The organism is candidate division WOR-3 bacterium (genome assembly GCA_016926475.1).
Classification (GTDB): Bacteria; SDB-A; SDB-A; order SDB-A; family SDB-A; genus JAFGIG01.
Genome location: JAFGON010000033.1, coordinates 1 through 23,445 on the forward strand (window position 1 = coordinate 1; position 23,445 = coordinate 23,445).

Annotated in this window: 12 protein-coding genes; 7 read left to right on the forward strand and 5 right to left on the reverse strand. The window is 39.5% G+C overall.

The genetic code is table 11. The features are described 5' to 3' along the window. The first annotated feature begins 226 nt into the window (after window positions 1-226). From JXA84_03325 to JXA84_03335, 3 genes are read left to right on the forward strand one after another with little or no spacing between them, the layout of a single operon-like run. On the forward strand, window positions 227-1,282 hold the full coding sequence (locus JXA84_03325; protein ID MBN1150236.1) for a PAS domain S-box protein: 1,056 nt from the start codon (window positions 227-229) through the stop codon (window positions 1,280-1,282). A gap of 38 nt (window positions 1,283-1,320) precedes the next feature. Continuing rightward, window positions 1,321-2,754, forward strand: a complete 1,434-nt coding sequence (locus JXA84_03330) for a sigma-54-dependent Fis family transcriptional regulator (protein ID MBN1150237.1) — start codon at window positions 1,321-1,323, stop codon at window positions 2,752-2,754. Window positions 2,755-2,786: 32 nt separating this feature from the next. Continuing rightward, window positions 2,787-3,371: a PAS domain-containing protein gene (locus JXA84_03335; protein MBN1150238.1), complete on the forward strand. Its 585-nt coding sequence runs from the start codon at window positions 2,787-2,789 to the stop codon at window positions 3,369-3,371. Window positions 3,372-3,635: 264 nt separating this feature from the next. Here the strand turns inward: JXA84_03335 and JXA84_03340 are convergent, their stop codons facing one another. Beyond that, window positions 3,636-5,048, reverse strand: a complete 1,413-nt coding sequence (locus tag JXA84_03340; GenBank protein ID MBN1150239.1) for a hypothetical protein — start codon at window positions 5,046-5,048, stop codon at window positions 3,636-3,638. Window positions 5,049-5,242: 194 nt separating this feature from the next. Here JXA84_03340 and JXA84_03345 point away from each other — a divergent pair, with 194 nt between their 5' ends. Next, complete coding sequence (locus JXA84_03345; GenBank protein MBN1150240.1) at window positions 5,243-7,747, forward strand: tetratricopeptide repeat protein; 2,505 nt, start codon at window positions 5,243-5,245, stop codon at window positions 7,745-7,747. A gap of 67 nt (window positions 7,748-7,814) precedes the next feature. Here JXA84_03345 and JXA84_03350 read toward each other — a convergent pair whose 3' ends face one another. The 3 genes from JXA84_03350 to JXA84_03360 form a co-directional block, all read right to left on the reverse strand. After that, the gene (locus JXA84_03350; GenBank protein MBN1150241.1) at window positions 7,815-10,121 is read right to left on the reverse strand and encodes a hypothetical protein; all 2,307 of its coding nucleotides are present in this window, start codon (window positions 10,119-10,121) and stop codon (window positions 7,815-7,817) included. Window positions 10,122-10,308: 187 nt separating this feature from the next. Continuing rightward, the gene (locus JXA84_03355; GenBank protein MBN1150242.1) at window positions 10,309-14,028 is read right to left on the reverse strand and encodes an AAA family ATPase; all 3,720 of its coding nucleotides are present in this window, start codon (window positions 14,026-14,028) and stop codon (window positions 10,309-10,311) included. A 105-nt stretch (window positions 14,029-14,133) separates the two neighbouring features. Continuing rightward, a complete protein-coding gene (locus tag JXA84_03360) occupies window positions 14,134-14,751 on the reverse strand; it encodes a hypothetical protein (protein MBN1150243.1) in 618 nt (205 codons plus the stop codon). 112 nt (window positions 14,752-14,863) lie between these two features. Between JXA84_03360 and JXA84_03365 the strand changes: the two genes are divergently transcribed. Then, complete coding sequence (locus JXA84_03365; GenBank protein MBN1150244.1) at window positions 14,864-15,979, forward strand: T9SS type A sorting domain-containing protein; 1,116 nt, start codon at window positions 14,864-14,866, stop codon at window positions 15,977-15,979. 235 nt (window positions 15,980-16,214) lie between these two features. Here the strand turns inward: JXA84_03365 and fusA are convergent, their stop codons facing one another. Continuing rightward, window positions 16,215-18,290, reverse strand: coding sequence for an elongation factor G (gene fusA, locus JXA84_03370; GenBank protein MBN1150245.1), 2,076 nt, complete (start codon window positions 18,288-18,290; stop codon window positions 16,215-16,217). 340 nt (window positions 18,291-18,630) lie between these two features. Between fusA and JXA84_03375 the strand changes: the two genes are divergently transcribed. Then, complete coding sequence (locus JXA84_03375; protein MBN1150246.1) at window positions 18,631-22,518, forward strand: tetratricopeptide repeat protein; 3,888 nt, start codon at window positions 18,631-18,633, stop codon at window positions 22,516-22,518. Window positions 22,519-22,556: 38 nt separating this feature from the next. Continuing rightward, entirely contained in the window at window positions 22,557-23,429 is an 873-nt protein-coding gene (locus tag JXA84_03380; GenBank protein ID MBN1150247.1) for a hypothetical protein, read from the forward strand. Window positions 23,430-23,445 lie beyond the last annotated feature (16 nt).

Sequence of the window (23,445 nt, forward strand, 5' to 3'; positions counted from 1 at the left end):
AATTGATGAAAACAGGATCAGAGCCCTGTTTGAGAATTTTTAAAAGAGCATCGGGGCTATTTGATAAAAACCCAAAAAAGGAATCATGAATGTGTAAGAAAAATTGCCAAGGGAAAAAACCGAAGGATGCGCCAAAGAGCAGCTAAAATAATGCCACGATGGTAACTCCAGGCATCCCTGTGAAACAAAGGGGTGCTGCGAGAAAAAAAAGTGTAAAAATACTCAAATGGATAGAAATGTAAAAATAGCGGCTGATGATCTTATAAAATATAACCCCTCCGCAATAATTGCGGCGAGCCCCGAGGGAAAGATAGTTTATGCAAATCTGGCTTTCATTAAACTAACAGGATACAGCAAAGATGAGATGTTAAAAAAAACAAGACTTACTGCTTTACTTCCTGAAAAAAATATCAACTCTATCATCAAAACCAATACAAAAACCTTAGAAAGTAATATCCCTGCACAGTTAGTATCCCTTGTAAAAAAAGACGGAAAAACAGAGGAGTGCATTGCTGAAATATCCTTTTCTGAGTTTAAAAAAAAGAAAACAACATTTTTTTTATTCAGCAAAATAAATGATGTCGACGAAATAATATTTAAAAGTGTCGAAACACGCCGAAAACGCGGTGAAGGTTCTTACGAAGTTTTCAGAGAACTGGTCAGAAAAATCAACCCTCCTCTTCTGAAAATCGAGACGCATTTCAAGACCATGACTTTAGAAAGAAAATATTCTGAGCCGGAATTCAAGGATGCTTTTAACGCCGTAGACGAGGCTATAAAAACGGTCAACAGAAAAATAAGATATCTTTTTTCAATCGGAAATTTCAGTTCAGACTGTTATGACATTCTGGATTTAGCTGAAATTGCTGACGAGTTGAGGGTATATTACAAAAATATCTATAAGAAAGTATTGATAAAGATATTTATAAAGAAGAAACCTGTAAAAATCAGAGGTGTAAAAGAGCTGATGATGACAGCTGTCAGAAATATCTGCGACAATTCAATCGAAGCCATGAAAGCCGAAGGTGTAATTGAAATAACTATATCGTCAGGGAAAAAGAGTGTTTATTTAGGCATCAAAGATACAGGCGGCGGAATCAGGGAAGATGTTTTTGCAAATCTTTTCAATTCTATAACGACCAAAAAAAAAGGATTCGGTTTAGGACTCAAGGACAGTCTTGAAATAGCCCAATTATTTTCAGGGGAACTGTCTGCAGAAAACTTTCCGGGCGAAGGAGCGCTCTTTAACTTCAATTTTCCGTCAATCGAAAATGTTTCGTGATTGTTAGTATGATGAAGAGCTGATAAAATAGTTTTGAAATGAGAAAAAGGCTTGATCTCGTATTGGCAGACGATGATATTAATTACGCCAAATATACATCAAAAAACATAGCCGAAAGGCTTAAAATATCCGTCAAGTTCGTTTGCAGGGTAGAAGATGCCCTGAAGCTCATAAAAGCTGAAAATCCGAGGCTGGCACTTATCGACATAGTGTTCGAAAACGATATGCGTTTTCCAACCGGGCTTCACATTGTAGAAAAAATTTCTTCTCTTGTCGACACAGACTTCGTCATTCTTACTGGCTCTGACTCTATCGAACAGGTATTTAGAGCAGGTCAGCTCGCCGTTAAAAGTGTCGTCAGAAAATCCGCAGATATCACGTTTCTCTTGTCTGTCATCAGGGAACTCATTGATAAATCAATCGAAAGAGAAAAAAACCAGGGATCTTTCGCCCTTCCCAGATTTATAGGAATATCTGAAAAGATGTCGTGGATAAGAAAACAGATAGAAACAGCCGGAAAGAGCGACCTTCCTGTATTGATAACTGGCGAGACAGGCGTCGGTAAAGACGTAACGGCGAGGTTGATACACCTCAACGGCAGCAGAAAAGAAAAGCCATTCATGGTCTTCGACGCGGGGTCTGTTGAGACGTCTCTTGTTTCAAAGGAACTTTTTGGTAACGTCAAAAACGCTTTTACAGGTGCTGAAACCGCAACTCCGGGTATTTTCAAAGAAGCGGACAAGGGGACTCTTTTTATTGACGAAATAGGCAATATGTCCCCGGAAATTCAGAAATATCTTCTCAGGGCCCTGAATAAACCACAGAAAATTAGACCCGTGGGTTCATCCATCGAGATAGGAGTTGACGTGAGGGTAATTCTTGCGACGAACAAAGATATAAAAGGTCTTTGCAGGGATGGATGTTTTAGGAACGACCTCTACGCGAGGATTGACAATCCGCTGAGAATCAACATTCCCCCATTGAGGGAAAGGAGAGATGATGTTCCGGCATTGTTCGAACATTTCTTGAGAAATAGAGCGGCATCCGGAATGAAAACGCCTAAGTTTTCAAAAGATGCGAAAGATTTTTTATACAGGATCTATGCCTGGCCGATGAACGTGAGAGAAGTGGATCAGTTCGTTGGCGGAATGGGAGAAAAAACGGAAGACAATCGAGAATTTGATCTCGATACGGTTCTGGAAAATCTTCAGATATTGAAAAGTGAAAGAGTTTCAGAGGACAAAACCGAGGTGAACGAAGGAAAATCTTTTGAATTTTTCAGGGACATGACGTTAAAAATGGCGAAAGAAGAAATGGAGTTTCAATCCTTGAAACACCATCTGGAAAAAAACGGCTACAAAACAGGCCTTGCAGCCAAGAGTCTCGGCATATCGAGGACGCACCTTTTCAGATTGATGAAAAAGCACTCAAAAAAACTCGGTATTACAGAAGACAAAATGCAGGATTTCTGACAGGGGAAAGACCAGTCGGAAAAATCACGGATTTGACAAAAAAAACATTTTTAGACTCAACTTCTACTGCTATAGTCCTCACTGATTCAGAGGGCAAAATCCTCCTGGTCAATCCGGCTTGTGAAAGGCTTTACGGAATAGAAAAAAACAGTATTGAAGGGCAAAATATTGAATTTTTTTTCTGTGACAGCTCTGAAGCTTTGGTTTCTGCAATATATAGCCAAATATCTTTAACAGGGGAATACTCGGATCTCTTGACTCACAGAAAAAAAGGAGGGGAAGAATTTTACGCGCTGATGCAGGGCTCGAGGGCTGAAATTTCAGAAAAAGCCTTTTCCGGAGTCGTTTTTTCAATCCATGATCTTACAGATTTACTGAAATACCGATTTGAAGTCACAACTGCCAGAGACGAAAAAATTGTTCTTCAGAGAAAAGAATGGCAGAAAACCGCGAGAAAAATCATACATGACATAAAAACACCAATCGCCACCGTGGGTTCAGTACTCAATGCGATTCATTTCAAATTAGATAAAAAAGACAAATTTTTTTTTGAGGAATCGCTTTCGGATCTTATAGAAATCGAAAAAACGCTAAAATCGCTTTTATCCGGTGGATAAAAACAGCATCTGAAACATACCGTTTATTCCCTTGAAGATATTTCAGAGTTAACCCAGCGGACACTTGATTATTGTGCCAGCAGAGACAAAAGTCTTTAATGTATGGTATTTATTGTCTGTGAAGAATATTTGTGATGCCGATTGTTTTACTTTTTTTCAGTTTCGTTGAATTTTAGAAAAACGCATGAAATATTTACAAGAATATTCTTGTTAGGTTAATGTCTTAAAAAAAGCAGCGCCGTTTATGCGGAGCTGCCCTGACTTTTAATAGACGAGTATTTTTCCGTGTTCGGAAAATATGGACGTCTCAAATGTGTAGATATAGACCCCTCCCTTTTCAAATTGATGCGTGATCCTGTGGTATCCCTGAAGATACCTGCCCGAGACTGGAGTGGAAACCAACCTCCCTGAAACGTCATAAATATTTATCCGGACATCGTCTTCCCGTGGAAGTTCGAAATATATACTAATATTGTTGCCGTCTGCAGCGTTGACACTGATAAACGGATTATCAGGAGGATCTTGGGTTATTACATTTTCCTCCACGGCGACACCATCTGAGTTCGTCCTTATCAAGTAAAGGTCTTCAACTCCGTAACCGAAGGACTTGGTATATCCAACGACTATGAAGCCTCCGTCTGAAAGCTGTTTTACCGAATACCCGAGATCGTCTGCTGAACCTCCGAAAGTCTTTGAGAAAACAGTTGATCCGGATGAATTTACCTTGAACAGCCACACGTCCTTCCCGCCGTTGCCGTAAGATGCTGTATGCCCTGCAATTATATACCCTCCGTCTGAGGTCTTTTGAACTTCTTCGAAAAAATCATCCTGATAGTTGCCGTATGCATAGCCCCAGGTCATGTCTCCAGAACTGTTTGTTTTGAGGAGGACTGCGTCGAAATCGCTGTTTAAGTAGTAACCGGCCACGATGTATCCTCCGTCTGATGTCTGTAAAACCGAGTTGGCTATATCGCTGTTGCTCCCCAACTCGATTTCTTTATCCCACGAAATACACAAAGAAGCGTCGAATTTAACGAGCCACATTTCATAATCGCCGTAATTTTCATCGTAACCGCATGTGATGTATCCTCCGTCTGATGTCTGTTTGAGGTCGAATGCAGTATTGTTTTCCTGATCGCCGAATCTGTTGGAAAATATTGTGTCTCCGTTATTGTTAATTTTTACTATGTATAAATCCACATTTTGTGTCGCAATTTCAGACCATCCGGTTATGACATAATTTCCATCCGTGCACTGAACAATAGAATAACCTGAGTTCTCCATACCCGTAGACCAATACAGCTTATCCCATACCACATCACCGGAGCCGTTCGTTTTTACCACCCAGAAGTCCGAAACATTGCTTGAGAACACGCTGATTCCAATCATCATATAACCGCCGTCACTGGATTGAATCACCTGCTGAAAATTATCATTTCTGTTGTTTTCGTCATACGCTTTTGACCAAATAAGGTTTCCCGAACTGTTTACTTTAATCAGGTAACCATCGTTTTCGGTTTTTCCTGCCGCGATAAAATTTCCGTCACTGCACTGAATAACTGAAAATCCACTTTCTGCTCCTCCTCCGCCAAACGTTCTTGTCCATCCGCAATAAAGAGCTGTTGCAGGTGCGAGAAAAGCTGAAAAGAGAATAAAAACTCTTTTTGCTTTTGACATCGTCTCCTCCTTTGTTGGTTTGATTTCACTGTATCTATAGCAACAACCTAGCCAAATCATATGTCGCTTATTAGCGGGATTTGTAAATTAAGGTAAGGAAAATTGAATTTTTTGTAGCAAAAAAGTTACAGAATTTAGACAAAAATGGAACATTTTGTGGATTTTCTTGAGCAATCAGCACATAATCTTACTGTATGTTTATTAGAGACAAAGAACTGACAAGAATCAAGAATATATCGAATAAATTTAGAAATAAAGAGAAGTTTGGAGGAATAGTCTATCTATACGGCCCAGCCGGGATGGGAAAGGCTTTTCTATTGAACAAATTTTGTGATGATGAGAAGGACTTTTTCAACATCTGCTACATGCAAACCGACAATGTTTTGAAAAAGGATATGAATCCTTTCGTTTTTTTCTTCGAAAATTTCTTCGAACAGGACATTTTGAAGACAGAAAGAGAAAGAAAAGAAAGTTATGAAAGAATTTACACTGGTTTTTTGGATTCTCTATCGGAAAAAAATGATACAGTCATTATTAACGAGATAAAAAGAATAAAATCAATTCTCGCTGGACTTATTGGGATTTACTATAATAATTCTCTGTTCGAATCTCTGACGCCTAAAGATAAGTATATTTCGATAAAAATTGCTGTAAAAGAATTTTTCAAAGCCCTGAGCCTTCTGAAGCCTGTGATAATTGTTCTGGAAAATGTCCAATGGCTTGATCAAGAATCCTTGAATTTTTTCCGTATATTTTTCAGGAATATTGAAAGATTCCCGATTTTGATTATAGCGTCAGGCGAATCTGAACAGAGCAATGTTTTGAGTATCAATATTGATTCGAAAATAAAAACCACGCCCATAGAGTTGAAGAAATTTTCTTTGATGACCGTAAAAAAAATGATCAAGGCGATTCTGGAAAAGTCTTGTGCCGAGAGAGTTTGCAGAGAGATAGCCGAAAAAGCCGAATACAACCCTTTTCTGATTGAACAGATTTGTCTTTATTCAAAGGAACAGAGGTTGATTAAATTTTCCGGAAAATCTTATGATTTCAGCAATGGAGCAGGTTTTTCTTTTGTGAAATCAGAAGCAATGATTTTTTCGAGAATTGATTCCCTTGCAGAAAACGTAAAAAACTTTTTGCTTACGTCTTCCGCTTTGGGAAAAAGTTGCCCGTCTTACTTAATCTCAGGCATATCAGAATTGCTTCAAGGTACAAGGGGGGAAAAAACCATTTCCGAGAGTGTTGAAAAGGCTAAATCTTACAAAGGGGAATGTTTTGAGGTCAACGAAATAAGTCATATATTCAACGTAATGACTGGAATAAAAGATATTTTCATATCCAAATACGGTGAAAAAATAAAAGAAATACACAGATTGGCGATGAGAATATATAAGGAAAAGCCCAGTGAAATTTACACGGAAAATTTAGGTTACCTCTTTGAAAAGATCGACAATAAAAGAAAAGCTTTCGAAAGCTATTCAAAATCGGGCGAATATGCAATGGAAAGATACTCGCTTGATACAGCCCTTTCTTTGTTTCGAAAAGCTTTATCTATATCCGGGGAAGATGCGAATCTCGCAATTCCTGTTTACATATCAATCAGCAAAGTATATTTTGAAAAATCGGATTTCAGCAAATCACTCGAATACTTAAACAAAGCTATGGAGCATGCAAAAAGAATCGGGTCCCGATCGGACCTTGCGGAAATTTATATATGCCTTGGGAAAATTTACCACAGAAAAGCCGAATTCAAAACAGCAACTGAATTTTTCAAACGTGCACTTTTGTTGAAAAATAAATTGCTGGGAGTAAAGCATCCCGACTGCGCAAAACTCAGCATCTTAATCGGAAGAGTAGCATTTGACTGGGGCAGAAAATGCAAAAAAGCAGTTGATAGCTTTGAAAAAGCCCTTGCCGTTCAAATTGAAATACTTGGGAACAACCACTTAGACACATCGAATACATTCAACGACTTGGGAATAGTATACGGCTATAAAGGAGAGTATGTAAAAGCTCTGGAGTGCCTGGACAAAGCTCAATGCGTTGATACAAAAAACGAAAGCATAAAGAAAATTACTGTTGCAAAAAATCTCAACAACAGGGCGGTAATATTTTATAACAATAAAAAATACAAAAAATCATTTGAAAATGCATTGAAAGCCCTTGAGATATATAGAGAAATTCTTGGTGAAAAGCATTATCTCACGGCATACGCGTATCATAATACTGCTTCAATTCTTGATAATATCGATAAAGAAGACAAAAGAATTCTTGAATTTTATCGGATTTCAAACACAATTTTTAAAGAACTTTCAGGAGAAGAGCACATAGATGTTGCCGTTTCATACAACAATATCGGTTCATTCCATCTGGGAAAAAAGGATTATTCCAAAGCCGCGAAATACTTCGATAAAGCTTACAAAATTTATCTAAATAGATTGGGAGAAAAAAACTACCTGACTGCACTTACCCTCAACCAGACAGGGAAATGCTTTTATTTCACAAAACATTATAACAAGGCGACAATATTTTTCAAAAAAGCACTTGCCGGATGCAAAGGCGACTCTGAAGATGCTGCTGCTCTCAGAACAGAAATATACTCTTATCTCAGCGAGGTCTATAAAAAAGAGGGATTTTTAAAAAAGGCATCTTATTACAGGAGAAAAATTCGGATTGAAACAAGGAAGAAAAAATAATAAAAAATGGGGGATTAATCCCCCACGCATTCAAAAGGTGTGTCAGACCTCTTTTTTTGTCAAGTTGCTATTCGGCGATAATTATCTTGCCTGAATGTTTGTCTTTCCCGGCATCTAATATGAAAAAATATACTCCAGCGGGGATTTGATTTCCGTTTTCATCTTTTCCGCTCCATACGAGTTCATGGTATCCGGATTCGAGAATGCCGCATTCTTCCCTCGAAACAGACCTGCCAGTGATGTCGTAAACCAAAATTTTTACCTCAGAAGCGGTTGGAAGAGCAAGACGCAGAGGGAGGCGGCCGCTGATAATATTGGATGATGCGTAACGGACGGAAAAAGAAACTGGACTGACCGGCGAGATTTCTTCGACAGCGTTTATAGAATCAATGCAAAGGGTCTGTTTTAAGAGTGTGTCGTTGGAGTGGTTCTGGTCGCCTGCAAGAAGAGTCGCCATCATAATGTAATATCTCTGTCCTGAGACTGCCGAGAAATAGCCGAAATTCAATGTGTCATAAAATCCGGAATAGACTAATTTAGTTGTCAGTGTTGTGTCCATGACCAACACATTATTTTGATTTCTCACCCTGCACCTTACGCCGAAGCTTTCCGGGAAATAGTTGCCGTTGTTTTTGACGACGCCGATAACGCTTCTGTTTGAAGGATATACGGTGTCCGGGGGTGAAAGAAAACTGTAACCCATCGCGTCTGTAAAATAAGAGATATTTTTAGGAACTGAAGCAAAAATCTGTCCGCCCCATGACCAGAGCATTATTGGGAACCATTGACCGTTAGGGGTGTTCCAGACGGTTGTGATGTCGCTATGCAAGTACAGACAAGATACAGGAGAACAGAAAGTATCTATTACGTGAGTTCCAACTCGCTCGAAATAAGAAGGATTGTCTTTAACCCAGTTGTCAATGGATGCAGAATCGTTCAAACATCTCAGGGAAAAAGCATACGTATTTGTAAATTCTTTGAAATAATACAAATGATAAAAATCGCTTGTGGTGTGATTTCCGTATTTAAATTCAGCGTCACAGGCAACTTTTGTATATTCTACATTGTTGTATTGATCTCCGTCAACAGTTTGATAATAAAAAGGGCGGTTTTGTGAAAGCCTGAAAAGAACCCTCAAGTTTCTGTCTCCAGATGACCATTCATAAGTTATAGGTATAATCAGGCTTCTTTTGTTACGGTTGTGTGAAGCCGAGACATCAAAATCTTCAAGATCGCCTGAACCTGGATGATCATAAACTGTGCTTGTCCAAGAACCCGAAGCGCCAGTTGAACTTTCATTTATGAGGAGTTTATCGCTGTTGTCATACTTCGATACAAAGTAAAAAATATTTCCATCGGGCGTGCCTGGCGCTGCCCCGGAAGCTCCTCTTGATTCAGAATTATAATTATCGATAAAATACGTGTAGACGGTGGTCCAGTTCACGCCCCCGTCGGTGGATCTTTTAATGACAATATAATAATCTTCCATCAATACACAGCACATTTGAGGAGTCAAGCCGCAGTGGTTGGCGACGAGGAAAGGATTTTTTTCCATTACTCCCGAAGTTGCCGCTAAGCCTGAGTATGTGTATTGGTTCGGATCATTGAAATTTGTGAACTTTCTGAAATAAATATCATAATCGCTTGATGTGGTTCTTCTTGTGTAGAGATACAGCAAGTCCAGATTGTAGGGATCTATCTGAAGACCGGAAGAGAGTCTTGCGTAACTGTCCTTGTAAGAAAACCATCTGCTCCAAGTGTATCCGTAGTTAGTAGACCTCCAGATGAGCAGTGTGTCGTCCCTTGACCCTGCAACAAAAACATAGTTCTGATAGGAAGCAATATAACAACTAAAGACATCAAAAACACCGGTTGAAACCCTGCATGAATCCCACCCCCAGCCGTAAGAAAACGGTGAATATTGAATATTTTCCGTTGTCGTGGCGAAGGTCTGATCCTCCATGTTAAAAATATTGTCATCAGGATTCTGGGTGGCGTATCTGTTTCTTTCGGTATAATCTACGAATACGCTTGCTTCCTCATAACAGCTGGCGAGCTCTGAATAATTTATTTCGTCGGGGTCTTCATTAAAAAGCTTTTGCAGTTCGACAAGCCTTGAACGATATCCCACGTATTTTCCTTCGCCTGCAGAATATTCGTCCTCAGGGAGAAGAGGTATTAAATTTTCTATGCGCGAATTCAGATCTGAAGATACAGAAATTCTTTGCCTAGATGAAAACGAAGACCAGGACTTCATCATCTCTTCTTTTTGAGGAGTCCAGCCTGTTTCTAGACGGAAATTTTCATCCGTTACTTCCGCTGAAACAACGGCCGTGAGAAATACAAACACAGCAACCATCAGCAACCCTTTCATTTCTTCCTCCTTTTTTACTACACAGACTGATAAGCAATACTTGTGCCTTTAATGTATGTGGCGTTATGGAAGGACTTGTGAATTGAAAGAAAAAAACATGAAATCGCTGTAACTTTAATGTAACAAGATTCTTGAATTTTTGGATAAGAGGCGCAGGTGCTTACAGAAAAGTGACAAAGTAAAAAACTTAGATGTCTATCCCTTCCCATGTTATATTGTTTAAAAGCTTTTCAAGATTGTTTAGTCTGTCGTAGTCTTCGAGTTCTTCGTATATATTCCATGCGTGTTCAAGGCATTTCAGGGTTTTAAATTTGTTTTTTTTGTCTATTTTAAACTCATTGCTTCCGTAGCTCTCCAGAGAGGAAGCCAGGGATTTTTTGTCTCCGGTTTTCTTGAAGTATGACATGCTCTTTAAATAATTTTCTCGAGCTTTTTTGAAATCGTTCTGATTCGCGTGTACGTCTCCAATGAATTTAAAAGACCTGCCTGTTGCCTCAAAATCTTCAGTTTCAATCCTGTTTTTCAGGGCTCTTTCGTAGTAGTTCATCGCTTGGGTCGTGTAACCCCTTACCCTTTCTATGTCGCCTAATTTGTCTAAAATATAAGCTTCCAGTTTTAGGTTTTTAAGTTCGCGGGAAAGTTTTTGAGCTTGTTCTAGAAATTTCTCGGCTTTGTTGAAGTCCCTGGCTTTCATGAAAACCCCGCCTATGTTGTGGAGGTTGACTACCATCAAATTGTAGGAGCCGATTTCTTTTGCTGTATTGAGTGCCTGTATACTGTATTCAAGGCCTTTTCCGACTTTTCCTTGCCTGAAACAGACTTTGGCTAAATCGTTTAATACAGACGCCATATCGACAAAATTCTTGTTTTCTTCGAAAACTGACCTGGAGTTTTCAAGAGACTGCAACGATTTCTCGAGTTCACCTCTGTTTAAAAATATTTTCCCCCTGCAAGCGTGAATATGTCCAATATAGTCCTTCTCTCCGTTAATAGCTTTCTCTTCAAGATTTTCAAGAGTTTTCAGCGCGGCGTCATAATTTCTCATTTCAACTAATAAAAAAGCTTTCTGCTTTAGTATCTCCGACAGCAACTCTTTTTGTCCGTTTTCTTCCGAGACGTCTTTAGCCATTTCAAGGGTCTGCAAGGATTTGGCGGGTTCTCCTCTTTTGAAAAGAGAAATTGCTCTGTACAGCAAAAGCTTGACGTATGAGGACTTATCTTCCAAAGATATAAAATAGATTTTCGCTCTATTGTAAATTTCTTCATTGAGGGGAAAATCTTTTATGTCTTTTTCATAAAACATAATATTTAATGCTATTTGGTTTTTGTTTTCGGGATCATCTTCGATTTCATAAGCTTTAAACAATAAATCGCAGGCCTCATGCACCCTATAGTTATAATAAGACCACTGGGCTGCGTCGGTGAAGTATTTTACAGCCCAAGACTTTTCATCTCCCGCCAAATAATGCTGAGCTATCTCTGAAAACCTTGTTTTGTCTTTGCCGTAGAGCATCTCCAAAACTTTTGCGGATTCCCTGTGAAGCTGGGTTAGCTTTTCATTTGGAATATTTTGCAGGATACAGACTCTTGAATTCTCGTTTCTGAAATAAACGTGATTTGTCGAATTGAAAACCCATAATTTTTTTTTCATGCCTTCTTCAAGAAGAGATTCGTAAGAGCCGTTGAGCTTTGTGTCCTCGGCTTGAGAAGGGTTGGAAACAATCAACGTTTTTTTGCTGAAATGGTTTCCGAGTACGGACGCGAATTGGATCGCTTCTTGAAAATCTTTGTCCCACAATTCAGCCCTTTTGGATAAAACAGCCCTGAGGTCGCCTTCAAGAGTTGAATAATGATCTCTGTAATTTTCTTTGGATTCCTGTATTAAAAGACAGATTTGTTCGGATATAAGCGGATTTCCTGACGAAATGGCGGTTATTTTGTTTAAATCGTCTATTGTAATGTCTTCGCCAAGAAACGAAGTGATGAATTCCTCCTGCGCTTGAAGGGAAGTTTTTGTCAATTCAATTTCCATAAATGGAACGTCTTTATCCAAAACGAGCTGGGGTTTCGCCGGTTTATTCTGTGCGGTGGCAATTATGAGCAGTTGGCGGTTTGATATTTCTCTCGTCAGTATTTGTATCGCTTTTACCGAGTCTTCATCTAGGTATTGTATGTCTTCGAAGACAAGTATCAAGGGATTCTGAAAAGCCAGGGATAAAACGAAATTCTTAATCGCGAATAGCGTGTTTTCAAACCTGCTGGTTTGATCGAGACTGTCGTATATTGAATTTTCCCATTCAAGGCCCAACAGCGCGGCTATAATCGTAGGCGTCCGAATCAGCTCTTCGTTGAGAGCGATATTGCTTTCTGAAGTGTTTGCCTGGCATTTTTTCAAAAAATTTTCGTATTTTTTTATGAATACGTCTTTTTTATCGTGAACGGTCTCTTCTTTGAAAAAAAATTCGTTGAAAAAATCTTTGAAAGGTTTAAATGATTCTCTGAAAGCCGTGTTGGGGTGGAGAAAACAGGTCATGCCTTTTAATCTTTTTGCCAGTTCACCGGCGAAAAATGATTTTCCGCTTCCCTGTTCTCCGTAAATGTATATGATCCCGGGAAACCTTTTCTCGAGAAAAGGTTTTGAAAAATGAAGGCATTTTTCGCCTAAGACTATTCTTTCTTTGAAAAGGCTTTTGACCGGTTCTACGATTTTTTTAGGCAGGACTTTCAGGATTTTTATCTCTACGCTGGAGCCTCTTTCAATTATTGAAGAATGAGGCTGAATTTTGTGAAGGGTTTTCAACTCTTCACCGATATTTTCTGTAACCAAAATTCCCTTTTCGGCGGTCTGGGAAAGCAGAAAATCGGTTGTATTCAGGGAATTTCCCACTTCGACGCAGTCATAATAAGAAGGTGATTCAACGGGACCTATAAATGACATTCCCCGGGTGATAATCGAACGCGTGGAAATCTTAAATTCTTCTTCAGAAAATTTTATCTGTTTCAAAATATCTTCCAATTTGCTTTCATCATCCTTGTGCAGGCACATATAGACATGAGGGTTTGCCCTGTAATGTATCAACCCGAGATAAAGGATTGGATCAACAGAAATATTTTCCGTGATAAAGCTTAAAAAATCGTGAAATTCATCTTCCGTTTGAAACACTCTTTCGTCGAAGGACAGGACTATTGTCGTCAAATCGGCGAGTTCCTTTTTATTCGAACATCTAAAAGTCTTTTGGAAAATGTTTGTTTCTATCTCGTCAATAGGTTCGGTTTTGGTCGTCGAACTGTGTTCAAAATTTAATTTTGTCGACTCTGTAAAAAACAGGTTGTTTTGCTTTGTAAAAGAAGATTTTATGTTTTCAGAAACGATCAGGTTCTCCGTTTTTTCATCTATTGTAATCCTGTTTAACGGACCTGAACTTATGGAAAGATAAGCTTTTGTAAAAGCTTCTCCCATGAAATAAAACTGTTTTTCCCTCTTACCGTATATTCCCCAGTTTGTATTCCCAGTTCCTATGCCAATTTTACAGAAAACAAAAAACTCTCCATAAGAAGTTTTAATCTTTGAATTCGCCTTCATTTTTTTGAGTATTTCTATTCCTGCCAAAATCGAAGTTTCGGCCTTGTTTTCACCTTTTTCTTCAAGGAAAACGGCAAAAAGCATGTCGCCGAAAAATTTGTATACAAACCCGCCATGCGAATATATTGTTTGAATTATTGGGGACAGCAGAAGGTTCAAAGTGATTTTAAATTCGTCGTATCCTTCGGCTGATTTATCTTTCGTTTTTTCCAAAATTGAGTTTAAGGATGAAAAATGAACTATTACAACGGTTGATTGTATGGAACCATGAGGTTGGGAAACAAGATATTTTTCGAGAATAAATGAAGGTACGTTTTTATCCATAATTTCCGTTTCTCAACGATATATTTAATCGCCGAATATAAAAAGCTCATTACAATTTTAGCACCTCTGAAAAATAAGTAAATATCAGAAATTCAGACCCGTCAATCAAACTGAAGGGATTATTTCAAATTTGCATGAATCGTCCCCGTACAAAAGAGATTTTATGACTTCGGCTTTGACGGGTTTTTCGAGTATGCCTTCCCATATTCCTGCGTACCATCCCGCACTGCAGCTGCAGAAGGGTTTTGGAAAAGGAACTTTACCGGATCTGGCGAGAGGGCAAAAACATGCAGCCATTATCTTCTCTTTTAGAGTTTTCGCCGCCGCCCATGACTCCGGATCTCTTGGTTTTCTCTTTTCCTTTATGACTCCGTCCTCATAAATAGTAAACGCGAATTTATCTGGATAATCCTGCATGCGGGTTATCACATCTTCAATTTTACCTCTTTTTTTATACTCTTGTCTCAATTCGAGTATGATTTCGTCTCCGAATTCATCGGTAAATACGCAGGAACAAGAGGACATTATTTTTTTCCTGACCGAGATGTCCGGAATAAATTCGGACATTCTGTTCAAGGCGCACTCAATCCATTTTGCGCGCTCTTCTTCGTTGCTCGAAAGCAAAGATTCGTTTCCAAGCATTACTTTTTCGGTAATTATTTCGTTTGAAAAGGTTTTAAGGTTTCTTTTCCATTTTTCGATTTTCTCTTCAAACCATGTCATAATGACCTCTTTGTTTTATTATTACTAGTAATACCCCATCCAGGATGAAAAAGCCGAGTGGTTTTTTCGTAATTTTATAATATCATTAGATAATCAATTTCCGGGAGGCGACATGAGATTTTTTACCGTCTTTCTCATTGTGCTTTGGGCGGGAACTCTTTTTTCCCAGGAGTTTATCGTGGACCACAATTTTGTTCACCCTGAAAGCATACCTCAGAATTGGATAGATTCGGTTAAGGTTAAATGCAAGTGGCATTACGCGCACACATCTCACGGAGGTCAGCTGACGATTGGTCTCAATGACTACGAAACTCAAAACCCATTTTTCGGCGTGTCCATAGGTTCGTGCAATTTACCTAACACAGCTGGATCTTTCTGCATACACGACGGGCAAGTAAGCCAGACATACATAACGCCGGAGCTATACTGGCAGTCATCAACGGGGATGAATCTGACGAGAGCTGTATTGAACGCGAACTCTTCGCTTAACTTTTCCGCCTGGGCCTGGTGTTGTCAAGTCGACGGATACAATCAAACTCAAATTCAGGAGTACCTCGATTCGATAAGCTTACTTGAATCAGAATTTCCGGACGTCACTTTCATCTACATGACCGGTAACGCGCAGGCCGAAGGTTCGAGCGGATACAACAGACACCAGAGAAACAATCAGATAAGACAGTATTGCATTGACAACGATAAAGTCCTGTTCGATTTTGCCGACCTGGACTGTTGGTGGTTCAACGACACCACCGGTCATTGGGAGCAAAACACTTACTTCTACAACGCCGAAAGTATTCCCGTAGAACATCAAGCTTTCAACGGAAACTACGGCGGTCATACTACATATCTGAGTTGCCAGCAGAAAGCCTATGCGGTTTGGTTTATGTTTGCCGTTTTGAGCGGCTGGGACCCCAGCAGTCCTGTTGAGGAGCACTTTGGAGATAACCCAAGCATAAGCCAATGCCGTGTCTTCCCAAATCCTTTTTCTGCCGAAGCTCAAATCTGTTTTGCTTTGAAAGAGAGCGAATTCGTTGAAATACTCATCTACAACCTTCTTGGGCAGAAGGTAAAATCGTTGGTTTCCGGAAGACTTGAAAGCGGCGAGCACAGATTTGTCTGGAATGGAAAAACAGAGGGTTTGGAATTTGTCGAAAGCGGTGTTTATTTTTACAGAATAAATATAGGAGGAATAGAACAATCTAAGGGCGAGATAATCTACATAAAATAACATCTTTTTATGTAAATCACCCTGGAAAGAGATTTCAGATGTTAAATCATCTGATTATCCAAAGAACACACAACTGAATAATTTCTTCAGAGGATGCTATTTCTGCATGAAGTCAGAATGTGTAAGTGCCATGAAGATGACTTGAAACTCATTCCCTGGGATATGCTCGATTGTGACGTTTTGTTTTTTTGCCGATGTTGTCTATGAAATGCCCCCGACAGCTTACAATCCGGCTTTATTTACGTTCTTTGAGAATTTGTTCTGTAGCCTCTTCCGTGGCAGCTGAATAATTTTGGAAGGACATGGAATAACTCGCCCTTCCGCTTGTCTGGTTTCTCAAAACGGTGCTGAATCCGAAAAGTTCTGAAAGAGGGGCTTCGCTAGAGACGGTGTTGAGATTTCCCTGGATTTCTATGCCGGTCACTTTACCTCTTTTAGAGCCGATAAGACCGGCAATCGCTCCGACATATTCTTCCGGAGAGTTTATTTCAAGCGACATGATAGGCTCGAGAAGGATTGGCGAACACTTTTTAAATGCACTTTTAAAACAATCCCTCCCTGCTACTTTAAACGCCAGATCAGATGAATCGACAGGGTGAAAAGAACCGTCTATCAACTCTACCATAACGTCGACAATCGGGTATCCAGCCAAAATTCCTTTTTGAAGAGCTTCTATGACGCCTTTTTCGACCGATGGTATGAATTCTTTGGGTATTCTTCCTTCTTTAATTTTGTTTAGAAATTCAAAACCATGTCCAGCTCCGGCTGGCGAAACTATCATTTTCACGTGTGCGTACTGCCCTTTTCCGCCCGTCTGTTTTGAATATTTCAACTCTTCCTGGATTGATTGCAGAATCGTCTCCCTGTATGCTACCTTCGGTTCACCTGTCTCGATTTGCAGCCCGAATTCTCTTTTTAGCCTGTCGATCAGTATTTCAAGGTGAAGTTCACCCATTCCTGATACCACGATATCTTTAGTCTCCTCTTCTGTCCTGAAAAGAAACGAAGGGTCTTCCTCGGAGAGTTTAGTCAATGATTTACCCAGAGGCTGGGATTGATCTTTTTGGGAGGTTTTTATCGAAACAGACATTACTGGCGCCGGAAATTCTATGGACTCAAAGAGTATGGGATTTTCCAGATCGGTCAAACTGTCGCCGGTAAAGGTATGGGTCAAACCGACTCCTGCGGCTATGTCTCCTGCGTAAAGACATTCTACATTTTCCCTTTGGTTGGCGTGCATCTGGAGAATTCTGCTCAACCTTTCTTTTCTTTTTCTTGAGGCGTTGTAAATGTAGGATCCAGCCTTTACGGAACCGGAATAAACCCTGAAATAGACGAGTTTTCCCACGTGCTTATCGGTCTGAATCTTGAAAGCTAGTGCAGAAAACGGGTCGTCATCGGAGTTGTTTCTGAAAGACTGTGCGCCAGTTTCGTCCTTGCCGCTTAAAGGGGGCATATCTTGGGGCGAGGGTAGAAACATGTTTACGGCGTCGAGAAGTTTTCTCACGCCTTTGTTTTTAAAAGCTGATCCGCAGAGGACTGGAACTATTCGATTATTTATCGTCGCTTTGCGAACAGCCCCTATTATTTCGTTTTTTGTCAGAGAATTTTCGTCGTTGAAATATTTACCCATGAGTTCTTCGTCGTCTTCAATAGCCTTTTCTATGAGTATTTCCCTCTGCTTTATAGCTTGTTCCTGGAGGTTTGAGGGTATTTTCTCGACCTCGTATCTTTTGGCGTCATTATCGTCAGTGTAATAGTACGCTTTCATTTCAAGAAGGTCGACAATTCCTGTAAAATCTGATTCCGCCCCCACGGGTATCTGAAGGGGCAAGACATTTGCCTGAAGCTGGTCTTCAATTTCTCTGACAACTTTAAAAAAATTAGCCCCTATTCTGTCCATTTTGTTTATAAAAGCAAGCTTTGGGACGTTGTGTTTTTGCGATTGATGCCAAACAGCTTCGGATTGAGGCTCTACTCCGCCCACGGCGCAGAAAACTGCTATCGCGCCGTCTAAAACCCTTAAACTTCTCTCGACTTCAACCGTGAAATCGACGTGTCCGGGAGTGTCGATAATGTTTATCCAATGACCTTCCCAATGGCAGTGTGTGGAGGCTGATGTAATGGTAATACCTCTCTCCTGTTCTTGTTCCATCCAATCCATTTGGGCTTCTCCGTCATGAACCTCGCCCATCTTGTGAGATTTACCCGTATAAAAAAGTATTCGTTCGGTCAGGGTTGTTTTTCCTGCGTCGATATGCGCCATTATTCCAATATTTCTAACTTTATCGAGTTTAGTGATTTCCTGCATAATATTTCACCTTTCTGTCTGCGTTTTTTTTAATGTTCTTGAGAAAAAACATCCGGAAATAAGTATCTTTTTTTAGCATAGAAAGCGTTTGTTTTCAAGTCCCGTGAATTGTCTTTTAGGTTTTTGTAAAAATATATCTTGAAACTTGTAAATTCCGGCTCTGGAATATATAGTTTGTTGCCGGCTTAAAAGGAATTTAAAAACCAGGACAAGGTTTGAAATCCGGAGCTTGTTGCGCTGAAAAAGGTATAAAAATATGAGAAATCTCATACCCCAATTTATTGTTGAAAAAAGCATTAAAGGCGTTATTAGGGGTACATTCACTGCCGTGGTTGTTTTCATGGATATCAAAGGATTCACCACGATCACAGAAGAGCTTATGGAAAAGGGAAAGGATGGGGCTGAAACCCTTTCAATCCTTCTCGAAGCTATTTTCAGCCCAGTGACAAGGCTTATTTACGAATACGAAGGCTTTATAACAGGTTTTGCGGGGGACAGCATAAGTGCCGTTTTCCCTGTTGACAGGTGCCAAGTCTGGCATGCCTTGGGTTGCGTTCAAAAGATAAAAAATTTTGTGTCAAAATCAGAAAACGATAATCCCGAAGAAAAAAACATTTCCTTGAAAATAGGAGTTTCTCTGGGGTCTGTAGAATGGGGAACAATAGGGCACAAAAGAATAAAGACCTTCTTTTTTAGAGGTGAAGCCGTGGATAGATCCGTGGCGGCGGAAAAAAAATGCAGAGACACAGAAATTGTATTGGACAGCAGCCTTTTTAAATTTTTGGAAAATATTCGTGTAAAGACGACCATGCTTGACGACACCCATCTTGTCATGGAAAGCATAGAAATACCTGAAACAGACCCAAAAAAGGGTGAAGTTGAAATATTTGATCTTACAAAATTAAAGGAAATATACGACGGTTTTGTCTCGGAAGACCTGTCAGAAATGCCCTATAAAGGAGAATTCAGGGAAATAACAGCGGTTTTTGTCCAGTTTCAGGGGAAAAAAGAGTTTGAAGATTTGAAAATTTTCGTCGAAAAAATTTTTGTTGAAATTGAAAAATTTGGAGGTTACTTCAGCTCTCTCGATTTCGGAGACAAGGGGGATAATTTTCTTGTTGTTTTTGGAGCCCCCAGATCTCTTTCCAACAATCAGATGAGGGCCGTTGAATTCGCGCTTGCAATCAGAAGAGAAACCATAAAAGCCGGCATTAACACAGGAATTGTCTACGCGGGGATGATAGGAGACGAATTAAGGTGCAATTATTCATTTCTTGGAGAAGCGGTGATAATAGCTTCAAGGCTGATGCAGAAAGCCGGGTGGGGCGAGCTTGTATCCTCGGACAGAGTTGAAGAAGAGCTCTCAGGTGATTTTGATTTTGAATTTTTGGGAGAATTGAAACTAAAAGGCAAAGCGAAAATGACATCTGCTTACAAAATTACCGGAGAATCGAAAAAAACAGGAAAGGAAAGTGCGCTAAATAAAATTTTCGGAAGAGAAAATGAAAGGAAAGCGCTCGCTATAGGGATAGAAGAGGTAAGGCAATTCAGGTTTGGAGGTTTGTTCCATATCTATGGTGAAGCCGGTTCAGGAAAAACTTTTTTTGTGTTGAAAGCATTTGAAGGATACGAAACCAGAGTGAACCTGCTGAGTTTTAGCTGCGATCCAATTTTGAAAGAGTCCTTGAATCCCGTCGTGGGTTTTTTGAAGAGTTATTTTAGGCAGAGGACATGCGAATCTGAAGCTGAAAAAAAGACAAATTTCGAAATTGTATTCAATAATCTCCTGCAAACTCAATCGGTTAAGAGAGAGAAAATCTTGGTTGAAAATCCCGGAGAAAAACTCCTAAAAATCAAACCTTTCTTGCAAGAGTTGTTAAATATAGACCATGAAAGTAATTTTTTGTTTCATCTTGAACAAAAACAGAAAAAAGAAATTACAATGTTCTCGCTAAAAGATTTTTTTCTGTGCCTTTGTTCCATCAAACCGACTGTGTTTTTCATGGACGACTTTCAATGGATTGATGATGAAACCTTGGAATTCACCGAAATATTTCTAAGAGGTATAGAAGATTATCCTGTATGTTTTATCACGGCGTCGAGGATGGACGAAGAGAATTTGCCGTTGAAGAAGAAAATCAAAGGCAAAGAAATTGAGATGCGGCCACTGGATTATGGGAATGCTGTCGAGATGATGGGGGATATTCTAAAAAAAGAAATTTCTGAAGAGGCATCTTCTTTTATATACGGCAAAACACAGGGTAATCCATTCTATGTATACCAATTCTGCAAGTTTCTTTTTGACAACAATTTATTTATAGAAAAATACGGTATTTACGACATTCAAGCAGAGAAAATCGAGGTTCCTGACACCGTCTTCTCTCTTCTCGTAGCTCGGTTTGATCAATTTCCGCTAAACCTCAGGTTGTGTCTGCAAACGGCGAGTGTTCTCGGCAATGATTTTGATGTTGCCTGCCTTTTCGAGATATTAAAGCAAAGCCAAAACATGGAAAAAAAGAATTTTGACGAAGCTTTAGGAAGTCTCGTCAAAGAGGGGTGTCTTTTTTTTACAGAGGCAAGTATATGCTCTTTTAAGAGCAATTTTCTAAGAGAAGCAATTTATCAAATGCAGTTGAAGTCAATCCTTAAACAGACGCATCTTTTGGCGGCTCAAAGCATAGAGAAAAGTCATGGTGATCATACGGAATTCTTTTACCAGATAGCGAGGCATTATTATCTTTCAGAAAATTTCGAAAAAGCGCTGCCGTATTACAGAAAAGCGGCGGATTTTCTCATGAAAAAATACAGAAACAGAGAAGCTGTCGAGAGCCTTGAAAGGATAATTGAAATCTCGAAAGACCAAAAGGAAAAGTTTACCTGCTTCTACAAACGGATGAAAACAAACTTTTATGCCGGCAACTGGGAAAAAGCGATTTCGGACGCTTTGTATTTATGCGAAAGCTTAAAAAATGTTATCGAAGTGGAATATTATATTCAAACTTTGAACATTCTCGGTCAGCTCTACCTCTACACAGGAAAAGCAGATAAAGCTCTGGAGACATCCCAACTCGGGGTTTCAATTTGTGAAAGCATGGGCGCAGAAGATCAAAAATGGATTTTCTGGGGTCTTTTGGGACAAATTTACAACAAAAAAGGTGAATACGATGTAGCAATGAAATACTATGAAGATGAAAGAACAGCAGCCGAAAGACAAAAAGACAACGATACCCTGACGAAAGTCCTCGGGAATATGGGCTTGATCCATTGGGTGAGAGGAGAATTCGACAGAGCCATAGAACTATACTTAAAACAAAAAGAAATTTATGAAATAAAAGGAGATTACTCTGGTTTGAGCTTTGTGCTTTTAAACTTGGGTTCTGTGTATTTTCACCAAAACAGGCTTGATGAATCCATGGAGCATTTTGAACAATCGCTGTATTACAGCGAAAAGACGGGGTATAAAAGATTGATAAGCGCTTCTTTCGGAAACTTGGGTGGAGTGTATTATGAAAAGGGGGATTTGAAAAAAGCCTTTGAATGTTTCAACCGAAAAAAGAAAATATCCATTGAGCTGGGGGATAGACAAGGCATAGGCCTTGCCACAGGAAACATTGGCTCGATACACGCTGAAAAAGGCGACTATCAGAAAGCGATGGAAAATTTTCAGGAAAAGAAGAAAATTTGCCAAGAAATCGGGGACATGAAAGGTCTTGTTCACGCGCTTGAGTCTCAAGGTGAATTGTATATAAAGACGAAAAGAACGCAAGAAGCGCTGAATTGCATAACGCAGGCCGAAGAAATTTGCGACAGAATCGGATATAAAATTGGGAAAATACAGGCGAAATTCTACATGGGAAAAGTTTTGCTGATGGAGGGAAAATACATGAAAGCTCTGGATGAATTCAGAAATGTTATAGCCCTTGAAAAACAGATAGGCACCCAGGTGTTTTCCGCGTATACCAAAGTGGGGGTCTGTATTTCAAAAATTGAAGATAAGGATAACAACATAATTAAAGAGTTATCAACTTTGACTGGATTTTCTTCCGATCCGCTGGATTATTTCAATTATTCTTTGGAAAAACTGAGTATTAAAGCCAATTCTACTGAATACGCGGACGCTTTATCTGATTACGGGGACTATCTTTTGTCGATTTCAAAAAAGGGTGAGGGAGACAAACAGAAAATGATCGCAAAAGAGATATACCGGGGTATCAGAAATTGGAAATGACAGGAAATTTAGGTTGAGTAAAAATTTCTTACCCGAAAATGCAGATTAAGAGGAGGGGATCTACGGCTCCTGAAATAATGTTTATTCACGGAAGGGCTCAGGGCAAGAAAGATCCGGAAGAACAGAAAAAAGCCTGGATTAAAGCACTCGAAAAGGGTTTGAAAAGCTCTGGGCTCGGTCTGCCAAGCGAAATAAAATGTATTTTTCCTTTCTACGGTGATCGCCTGGATTATATTGTTCAGGAAACAAAGTTTATTCCAAGCATTGAAAATACGATTAGATACAAGCTTTTGGAAGAAATGGCTGAAAATGGAGGTCTGTTAAGAGATAAAGAAATCGAAAGCGAAGGTGAAAAAAGTATTTTTTCAGACGAAAATTTTCAGAAACTTTTAAAATTGCTCGAAAGAGATTTGGATATAGGCCCTTCTTTCTTGAGAATTTTCACAAAAGACGTTTCGATGTACCTTTCAAGAGAAGGTGTAAAAAAAGATATAAACGGTATTGTTGTATCGGAAATAACTGAAAACACGAGAGTAGTCGTAGGGCATTCACTGGGGTCCGTCATCGGATATGAAGTATTGTCTGGTCTTGAAAAACCGAATATTCCGCTTTTTATAACCCTCGGATCCCCCCTCGGTCTTTGTTCTGTAAAAAGACATGTGTCAAAACCGTTTAAAAAACCTGACTCTGTCGAGGAATGGATAAACGCTTTTGACGAGAGGGATTTCATCGCTCTGAACAAGCTTGATGAAAGTAATTCTCATACAGGAAAAGGGATTACAAACAAAAACGATATATGCAACGAAAGCCCTGGACATCACGGAATAAAAGGATACCTTGATAATGCGTTTGTCGCGACAAGCATATATAATGCCGCTCTTGGAGTACGGAATTGTTTTAATACCGCTTGATATTTTTTCATGCTGT

Bases quoted from the DNA above. Each gene is read 5' to 3' on its own strand.
- fusA (MBN1150245.1), bottom strand. From the start codon at position 18,290: ATGCAGGAAATCACTAAACTCGATAAAGTTAGAAATATTGGAATAATG.
- JXA84_03365 (MBN1150244.1), top strand. From the start codon at position 14,864: ATGAGATTTTTTACCGTCTTTCTCATTGTGCTTTGGGCGGGAACTCTT.
- JXA84_03355 (MBN1150242.1), bottom strand. From the start codon at position 14,028: ATGGATAAAAACGTACCTTCATTTATTCTCGAAAAATATCTTGTTTCC.
- JXA84_03325 (MBN1150236.1), top strand. From the start codon at position 227: ATGGATAGAAATGTAAAAATAGCGGCTGATGATCTTATAAAATATAAC.
- JXA84_03380 (MBN1150247.1), top strand. From the start codon at position 22,557: ATGCAGATTAAGAGGAGGGGATCTACGGCTCCTGAAATAATGTTTATT.
- JXA84_03340 (MBN1150239.1), bottom strand. From the start codon at position 5,048: ATGTCAAAAGCAAAAAGAGTTTTTATTCTCTTTTCAGCTTTTCTCGCA.
- JXA84_03350 (MBN1150241.1), bottom strand. From the start codon at position 10,121: ATGAAAGGGTTGCTGATGGTTGCTGTGTTTGTATTTCTCACGGCCGTT.
- JXA84_03345 (MBN1150240.1), top strand. From the start codon at position 5,243: ATGTTTATTAGAGACAAAGAACTGACAAGAATCAAGAATATATCGAAT.
- JXA84_03330 (MBN1150237.1), top strand. From the start codon at position 1,321: ATGAGAAAAAGGCTTGATCTCGTATTGGCAGACGATGATATTAATTAC.
- JXA84_03360 (MBN1150243.1), bottom strand. From the start codon at position 14,751: ATGACATGGTTTGAAGAGAAAATCGAAAAATGGAAAAGAAACCTTAAA.
- JXA84_03375 (MBN1150246.1), top strand. From the start codon at position 18,631: ATGGATATCAAAGGATTCACCACGATCACAGAAGAGCTTATGGAAAAG.